This is a genomic window from Hylemonella sp. GW821-FHT12C09 (assembly GCF_058807395.1).
In genome coordinates, this window is sequence record NZ_JBXAQQ010000002.1 from 348,546 (window position 1) to 360,470 (window position 11,925).

General features: G+C 68.6%; 12 protein-coding genes. 2 read left to right on the forward strand and 10 right to left on the reverse strand.

Going from position 1 to position 11,925, the window contains the following annotated elements; translation table 11 throughout:
- Positions 1-36 precede the first annotated feature (36 nt).
- Positions 37-537, forward strand: coding sequence for a DUF4148 domain-containing protein (locus AC1RRP_RS05455; RefSeq protein WP_493034021.1), 501 nt, complete (start codon positions 37-39; stop codon positions 535-537).
- 109 nt (positions 538-646) lie between these two features.
- Here AC1RRP_RS05455 and AC1RRP_RS05460 read toward each other — a convergent pair whose 3' ends face one another.
- From AC1RRP_RS05460 to AC1RRP_RS05495, 8 genes are all read right to left on the reverse strand, one after another.
- The gene (locus tag AC1RRP_RS05460; RefSeq protein ID WP_493034023.1) at positions 647-1,792 is read right to left on the reverse strand and encodes a GGDEF domain-containing protein; all 1,146 of its coding nucleotides are present in this window, start codon (positions 1,790-1,792) and stop codon (positions 647-649) included.
- A 43-nt stretch (positions 1,793-1,835) separates the two neighbouring features.
- Positions 1,836-3,821: a diguanylate cyclase domain-containing protein gene (locus AC1RRP_RS05465; protein WP_493034025.1), complete on the reverse strand. Its 1,986-nt coding sequence runs from the start codon at positions 3,819-3,821 to the stop codon at positions 1,836-1,838.
- Between the two features lie 117 nt (positions 3,822-3,938).
- A complete protein-coding gene (locus AC1RRP_RS05470) occupies positions 3,939-4,913 on the reverse strand; it encodes a Bug family tripartite tricarboxylate transporter substrate binding protein (protein WP_493034028.1) in 975 nt (324 codons plus the stop codon).
- Between the two features lie 41 nt (positions 4,914-4,954).
- On the reverse strand, positions 4,955-6,568 hold the full coding sequence (locus tag AC1RRP_RS05475) for a bifunctional 3-(3-hydroxy-phenyl)propionate/3-hydroxycinnamic acid hydroxylase (RefSeq protein ID WP_493034029.1): 1,614 nt from the start codon (positions 6,566-6,568) through the stop codon (positions 4,955-4,957).
- Positions 6,565-7,425: a fumarylacetoacetate hydrolase family protein gene (locus tag AC1RRP_RS05480; RefSeq protein WP_493034031.1), complete on the reverse strand. Its 861-nt coding sequence runs from the start codon at positions 7,423-7,425 to the stop codon at positions 6,565-6,567. The genes AC1RRP_RS05475 and AC1RRP_RS05480 overlap by 4 nt, the downstream gene beginning before the upstream one ends.
- A gap of 19 nt (positions 7,426-7,444) precedes the next feature.
- On the reverse strand, positions 7,445-8,347 hold the full coding sequence (locus AC1RRP_RS05485; protein WP_493034033.1) for a VOC family protein: 903 nt from the start codon (positions 8,345-8,347) through the stop codon (positions 7,445-7,447).
- Positions 8,344-9,372, reverse strand: a complete 1,029-nt coding sequence (locus AC1RRP_RS05490; protein ID WP_493034035.1) for an amidohydrolase family protein — start codon at positions 9,370-9,372, stop codon at positions 8,344-8,346. Before AC1RRP_RS05490 ends, AC1RRP_RS05485 begins: the two co-directional genes overlap by 4 nt.
- Before the next feature lie 11 nt (positions 9,373-9,383).
- Entirely contained in the window at positions 9,384-9,644 is a 261-nt protein-coding gene (locus AC1RRP_RS05495; protein WP_493034039.1) for a heme-binding protein, read from the reverse strand.
- A 76-nt stretch (positions 9,645-9,720) separates the two neighbouring features.
- Here AC1RRP_RS05495 and AC1RRP_RS05500 point away from each other — a divergent pair, with 76 nt between their 5' ends.
- Positions 9,721-10,626, forward strand: coding sequence for a LysR family transcriptional regulator (locus AC1RRP_RS05500; protein WP_493034041.1), 906 nt, complete (start codon positions 9,721-9,723; stop codon positions 10,624-10,626).
- Here AC1RRP_RS05500 and AC1RRP_RS05505 read toward each other — a convergent pair.
- Positions 10,623-11,123 carry a molybdopterin-dependent oxidoreductase gene (locus AC1RRP_RS05505; protein ID WP_493034043.1) on the reverse strand — a complete coding sequence of 167 codons (501 nt, stop codon included), beginning with the start codon at positions 11,121-11,123 and terminating at the stop codon, positions 10,623-10,625. The two genes, AC1RRP_RS05500 and AC1RRP_RS05505, sit on opposite strands and share 4 nt — an antisense overlap.
- The gene (locus AC1RRP_RS05510; RefSeq protein WP_493034044.1) at positions 11,120-11,923 is read right to left on the reverse strand and encodes a molybdate ABC transporter substrate-binding protein; all 804 of its coding nucleotides are present in this window, start codon (positions 11,921-11,923) and stop codon (positions 11,120-11,122) included. The genes AC1RRP_RS05505 and AC1RRP_RS05510 overlap by 4 nt, the downstream gene beginning before the upstream one ends.
- Between the last annotated feature and the right edge of the window lie 2 nt (positions 11,924-11,925).

Sequence of the window (11,925 nt, forward strand, 5' to 3'; positions counted from 1 at the left end):
GGTCAGTTTCCATGTTTATCTGAAGGTAATGTCATCATGAACCGCACCACTGTTTCGATCCTGGCCCTGTCTGTGGCCGCCCTGTCCGCCGGTCAAGCCCTGGCCGCCGAACCCGCCGGCAAGACCCGCGCCCAGGTGCAGGCCGAACTGGCCGACGCCGTCCGCAATGGCGACATCGTGTCCGACAACGAAGCCTACGCCGGCAAGAAGCTCAACGAAGTCTTCCCCGCCAACTACCCCGCCAAGGCCCAGGCCGCCGGCAAGACCCGTGCGCAGGTCCAGGCCGAGCTGGCCGAGGCCATCCGCACCGGCGACATCGCGCCGCTCAGCCCCGACACCCGTGGTCGCAAGATGAACGAAATCATTCCGGGCAACTACCCCGCCAAGGCCCAGGTGGCCGGCAAGAGCCGTGAGCAGGTGAAGGCCGAGCTGATCGAAGCCCAGCGCAACGGCGACATCGCCACCGACAGCGAAAGCTTCGGCGGCGGCAAGAAGCTGAGCGAAGTGATGCCGGGCCGGTACGCCCGCCAGTCCTGATCCAGGACGGATCGCACCGCGGCCCCTGCGGCCGCTGACCCGCAAAGGCTGCCCACGAGGCGGCCTTTGTCGTTTCCAGGGGCTTGTGCGCGGTGACGGCAGCGGCCGTTCAGTCCGCCGCCAGCACCCGGTTGCGCCCGCCCTGCTTGGCGGCATACAGCGCCTGGTCGGCGCGCTGCACCAGGGCCGCGGCCAGGACGGCGGCGTCCGCCTCGCCCTCGCCGGGCAGCAATGCGGCGCCGATGGAGACCGTGATGCGCAGCGGCTCGGCCACCTGCACCGGCATGCTCTGCGCGGCGATGACACGGCGGATACGCTCGGCGGTGTCCAGCGCGGCAGCGAGCGGCGTGGCCGGCAGCAGCATGATGAACTCTTCGCCGCCGTAGCGGGCCACCACGTCGCTGCCGCGCAGCTGCGCGCGGATCAGGCGGGCCACGTAGCGCAGCACGGCGTCGCCAGCGGGGTGGCCGTGGGTGTCGTTGATGCGCTTGAAGTGGTCCACGTCCAGCAGCAGGCAGACCAGGGGCAGCTTGCTGCGACGCACGGACTGCACTTCTTCCAGGCAGCGCGCTTCGAAATAACGGCGGTTGTGCACGCCGGTCAGGCCGTCGGTCAGGCCGGCGAGCTTGAGGCGTTCGGTGGCCAGCGCGCTGTCCAGGCAGACGGCCACCAGCGCGGCCAGACGCTCCAGGAAGTCGGTACTGCTGCCCGTGGCGAAACGCGCGGCGTCGCGGCTGCCCAGGTTGAGGCTGCCGATGAAGGCACCGCGGTGCACCAGGGGCAGCAGGGCCACGCTGCCCGGCGTGGCGGATGCCCCGTCAAACAGGAAATCGTGCGCTGCCGTCGGCGCGCCCAGCAGCGGGCGGGTGCCGGCCCCATAGAGTTGCTGGAGCGGCTGCTCACCCTGCAGCAGGAGCAGTTGGGCGGGCTGGGCCACGCCGCCTTCGCCCAGGATGCGCGCCGCTTCGTACTGCGCGTCCACCAGCGCCAGGGTGACGCAATCGAGTTCGAAGAGTGCGGGGTAGTCCACCAGCAGGGTCTGCACCAGATCGACCAGCGAGGCCGCGCCGATGACCTTGCGTTCGAGCTGGTCGAAGCGGCGCAGCTTGTCCTGGTTGAGGCGGGCCTCGGCGATCAGGCCGTCGAGCTGCTCGCGCAGGCGCCGGTTCTCGGCCTGCAACAAGGCCACGGAAAAGCGCGGGCTGCCGCCTTCGGCCTCCTGCGTCACCGTGCTCGCTGCCCCGCTCGTGTTCATGTGTCGATGGTAACGCGCCGGCCCGGCGGCAGGCGCGGCCGCGTCAGCAGAAATGCATGCGGTTGCGGCCGGCACGCTTGGCCCGGTACATGGCGGCGTCGGCATCGGCCATGAGCTGATCGGCTGTTCGTCCGTTGTCCGGACAGAGGGCGATGCCGATGCTGGCCGACACCCGGGCCTCGGCACCGCCGGGCAGGGGCACCGGTTCGCTCACCACGGCGAGCGCCCGTTCCAGGATGAGGCGGCATTCGTCGCGCTGCTGCAGGTTGGCCAGCAGCAGGACGAACTCGTCACCGCCCAAGCGGGCCACGGTGTCGTTGCCGCGCACGCAGGTCTGCAAGCGGGCCGCGACCACGCGCAGCAGGTGGTCGCCAGCGTCGTGCCCGTATTCGTCGTTCACGACCTTGAAACCGTCCAGGTCGATGAAACAGACGGCCAGGTGGTTGCGCAGCCGTTCGCTGTGCAGGATGCCCTGGCGCAGGCGGTCGGCCAGCAGCAGGCGGTTGGGCAGGCCCGTGAGCGGATCGGAGGAAGCCTGCTTCTCGATCCGGGCCTCGTGGTGCTTCATCTCCGTGATGTCGAGCATCATCCACATCGTTTCGCCGGTGTCCCCGGACAGCTGGGTACCGCTGATGTCCACCCAGATCGGCTCGCCACCCTTGCGCGCCATCTGCAGCTGGCCACGGTAGCTGTCACCCTGGCGCAGCACCTCGTAGGCCGCCTGGCCGAAGGCCTGGTGCGAGGCGTCGTCCAGGTAGAGCAGCCGCGTGGGCTGGCCGATGATTTCCTCGGGCCGGTAGTGGAACATGCGGGCCAGCTCCTTGTTGGCCCAGACGGTGGTGCGATCGCGTGCCTTGGCGATGCCGATCAGGTCGCTGTTGAGCATGGCGGCCTGCTCGCGGTTGGCGCTCTCCAGTTCATGACGGACGCGGGCGAGTTCGGTCACGTCGTACATCACGGAGCGGCTCATGAGGAATTCGCCCTTGTCGTCGCGCAGCGCCGTCGCCTGCGTGCTGATACGGCGCACGACACCGTTGCGCGAGACGATATCGAACTCGATGGGCCCGATCTTCCCTTCGGACATGAAGCGCGGGAAACTGGCCGCGAACAGCGCTGCCCCCTCGGGGGTGAAGAAGTCGCGCGGCCCGAGCTTGCCCACCACCTCGTCGCGGGTGCAGCCCAGCCAGGCCAGGCCGGTGTCATTGATCTGCAGGTAGCGGCCCCGGGCATCGAGCGAGTAATAGCCGCACGGCGCGTTGTCGTAGAGGTCCTGCATGCGCTCACCGGCCTCCTGCAGCTGCCGCTCCAGGGCCTTGCGCTCGGTCGTGTCGCGGCCCACGCTCTGGACTTCGCGCAACCGTCCCTCGGCGTCGAAGATGCCGGTGTTGGTGAACTCGGCCCAGCGCCAGGCGCCCGAGGCCAGGCGGATGCGGTTTTCGGTACGCACCATGGGCAGGGTCGGGCTGAGCCTGCGGATCTGCTGCTGCACGGCGGGCAGGTCCTCGGGCCAGACGATGGAGGACCAGGACGTGCGGTGCAGATCCAGGGCCATCGGGCCGAACAGGCGCTGGCATGCTTCGTTGGCAAAGAGCACTCGACCCTGCACATCGAAGCGGCAGACGATGTCGGACTGCGTGTTGACGATGGCGTCGAGCCGCTTCTCGCTGGTCGCGTAATGGTCGGCCGCAGCGCGCTGCGCCATCACCACCCAGGCCACCAGCAGCGACGAGACGACGTAGCTCACCACCGAAAGGATGCCCGGCAGGGTGATCTCCCACGACCAGACGGGTGGGGTGAAGATGTAGAAGCCGGTCAGGGCGCTCAGCACCACGACCAGCAGGCCGGGGCCGACGCCGCACAGCCAGAAGGCCAGGGCCGTGGCGGGATAGAACAGTGTGTAGGGCAAACGCGCTTCAACCGGCAGGACGGCAAAGCGCAAACCCAGGGCCAGCACGAAAATCAGCAGCGCCAGCGCGTAGCGCAGCAAGGCCGGGCGCGGCAACCGTTCGTGAATGGTTCTGTAGGGCATGCGAGATGATAGTCAGGACGATCGCCCGGCCCCCAGCCATTTGCCGTCAGGCCGCGCCCCTGACACCGCATGATAGGCCAGCCCCCCGGGCTGGCTGGTCGATGCCGCCGGCCGTGCCTATTCGGGCAGCAGGCCGATTTCCTGCGCCGCGCGGCTCCAGCGCTGGTGCTCGAGCGCGAGGAAAGCGCCGGTCTGCTCGGGCGCGCCCATGGACTCGGCGATGGGGCCGATCGTGGCCATGCGCTGCGCCACATCGGCGTCACCCAGCAGGGTGTTGATTTCCTTGTTCATGCGCTGGATGGCAGCGGCCGGCGTGCCGACAGGTGCCACCAGGGCGAACCAGCCCACCATCTCGAAGCCCGGCAGCAGCTCGGACAGCGCGGGCACCTGCTCCCAGCCGGCCACGCGCTTGGCCGCGGTGACGGCGAGGTAACGCAGGCGCCCCTGGCGTACCAGCGCGGCGGTGGAGGCCACGTCGGCCACGGCCACGTCGGCATGCCCGCCGATCAGGTTCTGCACCGCCACGCCGACCGAGGCATAACCGACCAGGTTGGCCTGCATCTGGGTGCGCGCGTTGATGACACGCGCGATGATGCCGCCGAAGGTGCGCGGGCCTTCGTTGGCCAGCGAGACCTTGCCGGGCTCGGCCTTGGAGCGGGAGATCAGGTCCTGCAGGGAGGTGATGGGCGACTCGGCCTTCACGACCACGGCAAAGGGGCTCTTGGCGATGAAGGCCACGGGCACGAAATCCTTCTCGGGGTCGTAGGGCATGGTCTTGAACAGGTACTTGTTCGTGACCAGCGCGGCGGTGGTGGCGAAGTACAGGCTGTAGCCGTCGGCGGGCGAGCGCGCCGCGGCCTGCGCGCCGATGATGTTCTGGCCGCCGGGCTTGTTCTCGATGACGATGGGCTGGCCCAGCGCGCGGGCCAGGCGGTCACCCAGCAGGCGAGCCACGTTGTCCGGTCCCGAGCCCGGCGGCTGGGAGAGGATGAACTTGACCGGCTTGTCGGGCCAGGCGCCATTGGGCTGGGCCCAGGCGGCGGGAACGGCGGTGGCCAGCAGGCTGGCCTGGATGAAATGTCTGCGTTGCATGTCGGTCTCCTCGTTTGCTGTCGTTGTAAAACCTGTTGTCGTCAGAAGGCGGCCAGCGCTTCCAGCTGCGCGGCCAGTTCCGGCGCACTGGACACCACGCCATAGACGTAATGGTCGGGCCGCACCAGGGCGGCGCTGCAACCCTGGCGTTCAAACCAGCGGGCCAGCACGCCCTCGGCCTCGGTGCAGCCGGGGGTGCCGAGTTGCACGATGGTGAGGCCGGGGTGTGCCAACACACGCGCCTGCTGGCGCAGGGCCGCGTCGGCATGGCGGTCGAGCACCAGGCGCCAGCCGCTGCCGAGCACATCGTCCATGCGCTGTTTTTCACCACCGACCATCAGCCAGGGCTGCGGGAAGATGGTGCCGCGCGCCGGGTGCTGCTGTGCGGCGAGCAGGCCCGCGCGCAGGGCGGGCTGCACGTCCTGGCGCGGCGTGGGCTGCACGACGCCACCGCATTCGGCGAGCAACTTCGCGTCACGCGCGCGGGCGCGCACGGGGTCGCGCTCGCAGATGATCTGGCCGATGCCCTTGATGCGTGTGGTCAGGTCGGTGACGTGGGCCTTGCGTTCGGAGCCATAGGTGTCGAGCAGGCGCTCGGGCGCGCCGGCCTTGAGCACGGCGCCCAGTTTCCAGCAGAGGTTGGCCACGTCGCGCACGCCCTGGCACATGCCCTGGCCCAGAAAGGGCGGCTGCTGGTGGGCAGCGTCGCCTGCCACGAAAACGCGGCCACTGCGCCACTGGCTGGCGACCAGCGCGTGGAAGCGATAGCTGGCCTGGCGCCAGAGCGTGGCGTCGGCCGGCGTGAGCCAGGGGGCCAGCAGCTTCCAGGTGCCTTCGGGCGTGGCGACCTGCTTCGGGTCTTCGCCGGGGTTGATGGAGATCTCCCAGCGGCGATGCTTGCCGGGGCAGATCAGGTAGGTGCTGGGACGCTCGGGGTTGCAGTACTGCACGCTGGTGGTGGGCAGCTTGGCCAGGCCTTTTTCATTGACCAGCACATCGACCACGAGCCAGGGTTCGTCGAAGTCCAGGTCTTCCAGCGTGATGCCCACCTGAGCGCGCACGGTGCTCGACGCCCCGTCGCAGGCGATCACGTAGCGGGCCTGCACGCTGGAGGTCTGGCCATCGTCGCCCTGGAGCGTGAGCGTGGCGCCTTGATCGTCCTGCGTGATCTGCGTGAGCGTCTGGCCCAGCTGCACCGTCACGCAGGGAAAGGACAGCGCGTGCTCGCGCAGGATGCGCTCGGCTGGCGGCTGGGTGAAGACCACCGAAGGCGTGTGGCCCAGCGGGTACGGCGGCGCCACGGTGGACATGCGCTTGATGACCTGGCCGTCCACCCCGTAGTAGACCGAATCGGTGAAGGGCTCCAGGTAGGGCTTGATCTTTTTCGCCACGCCCATCTGCTGGAACAGGCGGATGATCTCGTGGTCCAGCGCGATGGCGCGCGGTTTGTCGTAGACCGCGTGCAGCTTGTCGCACACATAGGTGCGGATGCCCAACGCGCCCAGCAGGCCCGCGGCCACCGCGCCCGAGGGGCCGAAGCCCACGATGGCGACGTCATACGGCGCCGCCGCTTTCACGTTCCCCATGGTCACTGAAGTACCTGCGCCCTGACGGGCTGCGGTGCGAGCACCTTCGGGCGGCCGGGCGGTGCTCATGCCTCGTCCTCGATGGTGTTGCGCAGCAGGCCGATGTTCTCGATCTCGATCTCGACCACGTCGCCGTGTTTCATCCAGACCGGGGGCGTGCGCGCCTGGCCTACGCCGGCGGGCGTGCCCATGACGATGACGTCGCCGGGCTCCAGCGTCATGCACTCGGTGAGCAGCTGGATGGTCTCGGCCACGCCCCAGATCATGTCGCGGGTGTTGGCGTCCTGCATGACCTGGCCGTTCAGGCGCGCCTGGATGCGCAGGTCGGTGGCACCCGGGGGCAGTTCGTCGGCCGTGACCAGCGCCGGGCCGAAGGGGCCGGTGCGGTCGAAGTTCTTGCCGATGCTCCACTGCGGTGTCTTCTTCTGGTAGTCGCGCACCGAGATGTCGTTGAAGACGGAATAGCCGAACACCGCATCGAGCGCGTTCTCCATCGTGCAGTGCTTCACGGTCTTGCCGATCACCACGGCAAGTTCAGCCTCCCAGTCCAGGCGCTCGGAGACCTTGGGGCGCAGGGCCTTGGCGTCAGGCGCCAGCAGCGAGGAGGCACAGCGCAGGAAGAACCAGGGGTAGACCGGCTTCTCGCGCCCGCCTTCCTTGGCGTGGTCGTAGTAGTTCAGGCCCAGGCAGACAATCTTGCCGGGCTCGGGCAGCACGGGGGCCAGCGTCACGCTGGCCAGCGGCACGCGCCTGGCGCCGGAAGCGATGGCGGCTTTCGCGGCACCCTTCAGGTCCTGCCCCGCGCGCAGCGCGGTGCGCAGGTCGGCGCTGATCTGGGGCTGGGCCTGGTTGAGGTCGATGACCTCGTTGCCAGTGACGACGCCCAGACGCTGTTCTTTGCCTTGGGTGTAAGTGATGAAACGCATGAAAACTCCTGGGGAAATATCAAGAAACGAAAACGATGGCCTTTTGCGCCTGCTTCAGGCGTGCGCTGGGCGGTTGGGAAATGCCCCATTGGTCGACGCGGCCGGGCGGCCAGGTCCAGTCCGAGGGCTGGCCGGCCTGGTAGCTGTCGTCGATCTGCTCGACTTCGGCCGTGTATTCGATGACCACGTCTAAGGGGCCGACGAAGTAGTTGAAGGCGTTGTCGCCGGGGCCATGGCGCCCCGGGCCCCACTCGATGCCGTAACCCGCATCCTTCATGCGGCCACCGCCGCGCATGACGGACTCCAGGTCGGGCATGAGGAAGGCGATGTGGTTGAGCGCGTCGTTGTCGGTGTCGCCCAGCGCGATGCTGTGGTGGTCGTCGCCGCAGCGCATGAAGGCCATGATGCGGGTGCGGTCCGAAAGTGAGAAGTCAAAGACCTGCTCCATGAAGGCACGCGTGGCTTCCACAGCGTGGCTGTTGAGCACGGCGTGGGCCAGGCGCACGGGGCGGTCCTTGGTTTCGTGCGCATCGGCATGTTGGGTGTCGCCGTGCACCAGGCGGAAGATGCGGCCATCGGCATCGGCCACGGTGAGGGCGATGCCGCCGCCGGGTTCCTGCACCGGACCCACCGGATCCAGCACACGGCCGCCCGCTGCGACGACAGACTGTGCCACCTCGTCCAGCGCCGCACGGCTGCGCGCGCGCAGCGTCACGTTACGGATACGCGCCGGACCCGGGGCCTGGTGCAGGGCCAGCAGGTGGTGGTCGGCACCGGTGCCACGCAGGTAAATGGCATCACTCGTGCGCGCGGCCACGTCCAGGTGCCAGATCTGCGTGTAGAACTGTTCGGCTTCCTGCAGGTCGGGCACGTTCAGGGCCACGCTGCGCAGGGCGGCCACACGTGAGGAGGCATGGGTCATGTTGTTCCTTTTGGAGCTGACGTAAGGCCCAGGAAACGCCGGGCGTTGGCGTGGGCCAGTTGTTCGAGCACGGCCTCGTCGAAACCGGCGGCGCGGATGCGCTCCAGCGGGCGGGCCTCGTGGAAGTTGAAGGGGTAGTCGGTGCCCACCATGAGCTGGCTGGCGCCGAAGGTTCGCACCAGGTGCTGCAAGGTGGGCGTATCGAAGACCAGGGTGTCGTAATAGAGTTCGCGCGCCTGCTCGGCGGGTGACTTCAGCACGCTGTCCTTCAGCGCCGGGAACACGTCCATGGCCTGCTGCAGGCGCGGCAGCAGCATGGCCAGCGTGCCGCCGCCATGGCTGAAGGCCAGGCGCAGGCCGGGCACACGGACCAGCAGGTTGCCGGTGAGCACCGAGGCCGCGGCCAGGCCCACGTCGGTAGGATAGGCCAGCACCTGCTGCAGCGGCGGCGGGCCGACCAGGCGGTCCATGCCGGCCGGGCGCAGGGCGTGCACGAAAACCGGCAGATCCAGCGCAGCGCAGGCCTCGAAAAAGGGCAGCCAGCGCGGATCTCCCATCACCACACCGTTGATGTTGCTGCCGATCTCCACCCCCTTGAGCCCCAGCGCGGTCTTGATGTAAGTCAGTTCGCGCAGGGCCAGGTCCAGGTCCTGCAGCGGCACCGCGCCCAGGCCGATGAGCTGGCCGCCGGACTCGGCCACCATGCCGGCGATCTGCTCGTTGAGGTAACGCACCAGCTGCGCACCGGCGGCCGGTGCCAGCCAGTAGGACAGCAGCTCCGGCATGGGCGAGATGACCTGCAGTTCCAGACCCATGTCAGCGAAGTCGGCGAGGCGGCGCGAGGTGGTCCAGCTCTTGTCGGACACCGTGCGGTAGTTCTTGCCGTCGATCATCACGCTGCGGTGATGGCAGTCCTGGGCCGGCGCCATGGAGGGCCAGCCAGCCGGCGTGGTGCCGCCCAGGTAGGCGGGAAATTCACCGGGGATGACGTGGGCGTGCACGTCCACGCCGCAACAGCTGTGCATAAGCGGCCCGATCAGCTGACGACCAGGCCGGCCGACACCACACCCGCGATACCGATGGCTTCGTCCTCGTCCCCGGTGCCGCCGCTGGCACCGACGGCGCCCAGCAGTTCACCGGCCGCATTGCGGATGGGCACGGCGATGCCCATGGGCTTGTAGCCTGCGGCTATGGAATGCGCCAGGGCAGCCGCAATGATCTGCTGCGTCCGGGCGAGCGTGAGTGTCTGCACCTTGTCGGTCTCCTCGTGGGTCGGATCCGTCTTGACGCGGATCAATTCAGTGATGGACGCGAGTCTAGGGAGAGCCCCATCATTGATCTAGTCGATTCCATAAATACATAGAATCCATGGCATGGATATACGATCGGTCGACCTGAACCTGCTGGTGGTGTTCGACGCCATGCTGCAGCACCGCAACGTGACACGCGCTGGCGAGGCCCTGGGCCTGAGCCAGCCGGCCATGAGCGCGGCGGTCGCCCGGCTGCGCGTGCTCTTCAACGACCCGCTCTTCGTGCGCGCCGGCGCCATGATGAACCCCACACCGCGCGCCGAGAGCCTGGGTGCGGTGATCCGGCCCGTCGTGCTGACCATCCAGTCCGAGATCCTGCAGCCCTCGGCCTTCGAGCCGGCCAGCAGCCAGCGCGCCTACACCCTGCTGACGCCGGACATCGCCGAGATGAACTTCCTGCCGCGCCTGCTGGCCCACCTGGCCGAACACGCGCCCCAGGTCAACCTCAAGACCCTGGCCATGCCGCGCCATGCCGCGGCCTCGGCACTGGAGTCCGGCGCGGCCGAACTCGCCATCGGCTATTTCCCCGACCTGCAGAAGGCGGGCTTCTACCAGCAGCGCCTGATCCGCAGCTCGCATGTCTGCCTGCTGCGCAAGGGCCACCCGCTGGGCCGGGGCAAGCTGACCCTGGCGCAGTTCCTCAAGGCCTCGCACGCGGTGGTCAAGCCCGACGGGCGCGAACACGTGTTCGAGCAGTTCCTGCAGGCCAGGGGCATCCAGCGCCGCGTGGTGGTGGAGCTTTCGCACTTCATGAGCCTGCTGCCCATCGTCGAGACTTCGGACCTGATCGCCACCGTGCCGCGCGACCTGGCGGAGTTCTTCGTACAGCACGGAGAGGTGCACCACGTCGACACCCCGATGAAGTCACCGGTGATCGACGTGCACCTGTTCTGGCACCAGCGTTTCCAGAAGGACTCTGCGCACGTCTGGCTGCGCAAGCAGATCCACGAACTGTTCCGGCAGGGTTAACGTGCCGGCGGCAACAGGACATCGACCGAGTTCAGCCAGCGCACGTGGCGCGGGCCGGGGCGCACATCCTGCAAGGAGCGCAGGGAGGGAAAGCCGTCGCGCGCCAGCAGGTCGTCGTCACCATGGCGGAGCAGCACCAGCACGTCCTCGCCCCCGCGGCTGTTGTAGAGTTCGCCCCACGAGAAAACCGTCTGGTAACCGTCATGGGCCGTGAGCAGCACGTAGCTGCGGCGCAGCGCGTGGCGGTCCGGGGCCAGGCCCGCCTGGTCCAGCAGCGCGCGCAGCGGGATGCCACGCATGAGCACCGTCTGCGTGACCTCGCGACCGTCGACGATGACACTGCGTTTCTCGGTGTAGTCCTTCTGCGGCAGGGCCTGCAGGTCCTGCGCGGTGAGTGCGAGCTTGTGCTGCACCAGGCCGCCGACCTGCAGCCGCACGGGCTCGGCCGCGTGGGCCAGGCCGGCCCAGCAGGCGAGCAGGACCAGCAGGGCTCTCATGGGCGGCCGAAGCCGTAGCGTTGCAGCACGGCCTGCCCCGGCTCGGAAAGCAGATAGGTGACGAAGTCGCGCGCGGCGCGTGGGGCATCGCTGCGTACCGTGAGGCCGTAGGCCGCGCCCACCTGCAACTCGGGCGGCACCTGCACGATCTTCAGGCGCGGCACTTCGCGTTGCGCAGCCACGGCATTGGTGCAATAGGTGAGGAAGACGTCGGCCTGGCCTTCGTCCATGACCCAGGCATAGGTACCGCGGCCGGCCGGCGGCTTGGGTGAATCGGCGCCGCCGGTGAGCTGGAGCGCCTTGGTCTCCAGCAGCGCGTAACTGCCGGCGCGCACGGCCTCGGCCTTGCGGAACAGGGCCCAGGCGTAGTCGCCCGAAGGATCGGCCTTGGGCGTGGACGTGCCCAGGCGTACATCGGGGCGCAACATCGTGGCCAGCAGCGTGTCGGGCGTGGCGTGGAGGTGGGCCGCGGTCAGCGCGCACAGGCTGTTGCGCGTGAAAACCTGCGGTGCCGCCCAGCCCCCGCGCGCCGCCAGGCGCTGCGGGTGCTCGGTATCGGCCGAGGCGAAGACCAGTGCGCCCTCGCCTTGTTCGATGCGCTGGCGCAGCAGACCCGAGGCACCGAAGCTCAGTGCGATCTTCTGGCCGCTGCGCGCCTCATGGTCGGCGGCGATGGCGGTCAGCGCTTCGCGCAGGCTGCCGGCGGCATAGACCGGCAGCGGTGCGGCGGCCTGCTCAGTCATGGCGCAGCCCGTGAGCGCCAGTGCGACGGCGCCGAGGAGGAAGGTGACGCGCTTCATGC

What these genes read in the sequence shown, in the direction of transcription:
- AC1RRP_RS05455 (WP_493034021.1), top strand. Translation starts at nt 37, where the DNA reads ATGAACCGCACCACTGTTTCGATCCTGGCCCTGTCTGTGGCCGCCCTG.
- AC1RRP_RS05460 (WP_493034023.1), bottom strand. Translation starts at nt 1,792, where the DNA reads ATGAACACGAGCGGGGCAGCGAGCACGGTGACGCAGGAGGCCGAAGGC.
- AC1RRP_RS05465 (WP_493034025.1), bottom strand. Translation starts at nt 3,821, where the DNA reads ATGCCCTACAGAACCATTCACGAACGGTTGCCGCGCCCGGCCTTGCTG.
- AC1RRP_RS05470 (WP_493034028.1), bottom strand. Translation starts at nt 4,913, where the DNA reads ATGCAACGCAGACATTTCATCCAGGCCAGCCTGCTGGCCACCGCCGTT.
- AC1RRP_RS05475 (WP_493034029.1), bottom strand. Translation starts at nt 6,568, where the DNA reads ATGAGCACCGCCCGGCCGCCCGAAGGTGCTCGCACCGCAGCCCGTCAG.
- AC1RRP_RS05480 (WP_493034031.1), bottom strand. Translation starts at nt 7,425, where the DNA reads ATGCGTTTCATCACTTACACCCAAGGCAAAGAACAGCGTCTGGGCGTC.
- AC1RRP_RS05485 (WP_493034033.1), bottom strand. Translation starts at nt 8,347, where the DNA reads ATGACCCATGCCTCCTCACGTGTGGCCGCCCTGCGCAGCGTGGCCCTG.
- AC1RRP_RS05490 (WP_493034035.1), bottom strand. Translation starts at nt 9,372, where the DNA reads ATGCACAGCTGTTGCGGCGTGGACGTGCACGCCCACGTCATCCCCGGT.
- AC1RRP_RS05500 (WP_493034041.1), top strand. Translation starts at nt 9,721, where the DNA reads ATGGATATACGATCGGTCGACCTGAACCTGCTGGTGGTGTTCGACGCC.
- AC1RRP_RS05505 (WP_493034043.1), bottom strand. Translation starts at nt 11,123, where the DNA reads ATGAGAGCCCTGCTGGTCCTGCTCGCCTGCTGGGCCGGCCTGGCCCAC.
- AC1RRP_RS05510 (WP_493034044.1), bottom strand. Translation starts at nt 11,923, where the DNA reads ATGAAGCGCGTCACCTTCCTCCTCGGCGCCGTCGCACTGGCGCTCACG.